General features: G+C 72.8%; 1 protein-coding gene. It reads left to right on the top strand.

Features of this window, described 5'->3' with window-relative positions; translation table 11 throughout:
• The first annotated feature begins 78 nt into the window (after positions 1-78).
• Positions 79-1,050: a sortase gene (locus tag MJ783_RS14480; RefSeq protein ID WP_239310964.1), complete on the top strand. Its 972-nt coding sequence runs from the start codon at positions 79-81 to the stop codon at positions 1,048-1,050.
• The last annotated feature ends 89 nt before the right edge of the window (positions 1,051-1,139 follow it).

The following is a 1,139-nucleotide window of genomic DNA, read 5'->3' as shown; positions in this document are numbered from 1 at the left end:
ACGGGGTGAACCCGCGCCGGCCTGGGCACGGCCGCTGGCCCGGGTGCTCCCGCGGATGTGGAAGTAGGCGGGGTGCGCGTGACGGTTCAGGCATCAGCGCCGGGTACGGCCCCCACCACGGCAGTGACGGCGGCGACAGCGACGGCGGCGACACGGACAACGGCGGCATGGGCAACGGCGCGCCCGGCCACCGGCGGGCCGCCGCGGCGCCAGCCCGCCGGTGGCCGGGCGGTCATCGGGATCGCCGTCGGGCGGGTTCTCCTCATGCTGGCCGCGCTGATGCTCGGCTTCGCCGGCTATCTGCTCGCGCTGTCCGGGCTGCAGCAGACCCGGACCCAGGACAACCTCTACAAGACGTTTCGCGGCCAGCTCGCCCAGACCGGCGATGAGGTTGCTCCGGTCGCACCACCCATCACGCCCGGGGTGCCGGTGGCGATCGTCGAGATTCCTCGGCTGAAGGTGCGTCAGGTCGTCGTCGAGGGCACCACCAGCGGCGCGCTCACCCGTGGGCTCGGTCATCGGCGGGACACACCGCTGCCCGGCCAGGCCGGCACGGCGGTTGTCTACGGTCGGCGTTCGACGTTCGGCGCGCCTTTCGCGAAGCTCGACAAGCTGCGGATCGGCGATGAGATCGTCGCGACGACCGGTCTCGGCAGCGCGACGTTCACGGTCGTCGAGGTCCGCGACGGGCGCACCCCACCGCGGCCGCTGACCGCGCCGGTCAACCGGATCACGCTGGTGACCTCGGCGCCGGCCGTCAGCCCGAGCCACACACTGGTGGTCACCGCCAAGCTGACGACCGCCGTGGCGCCGTCCGCGGGTGTCCGGCCGGCCATCTACGCCGACGAGCGTTCCCTCGCCAGCGAGCCGGCCGCCGCCCTGCCCCTGGTGCTCTGGGCGCAGGTACTCCTCGTCGCGGTGGTGTGCGCGACCTGGTTGTTCCACCGCTGGGAACGGTGGCCGGCCTATCTCGTGAGCGCGCCTGTGCTGGTCGCGGTGGTCTGGAACGTTTACGAGAACCTCGCCCGCCTGCTCCCGAACCTGCTCTGAAGGGATGGACATCGTGCCTGACGCGCCCGTGACCGGCGTGCCCGCGCTTGACAAGCCGACCGCGCGGTTCCCGGCCGTAGCGGAGCCTG

The sequence above is a fragment of the Protofrankia sp. Cj3 genome (assembly GCF_917627355.1).
GTDB lineage: Bacteria > Actinomycetota > Actinomycetes > Frankiales > Frankiaceae > Protofrankia.
This window is presented reverse-complemented; position numbering and strand designations above follow the sequence as displayed.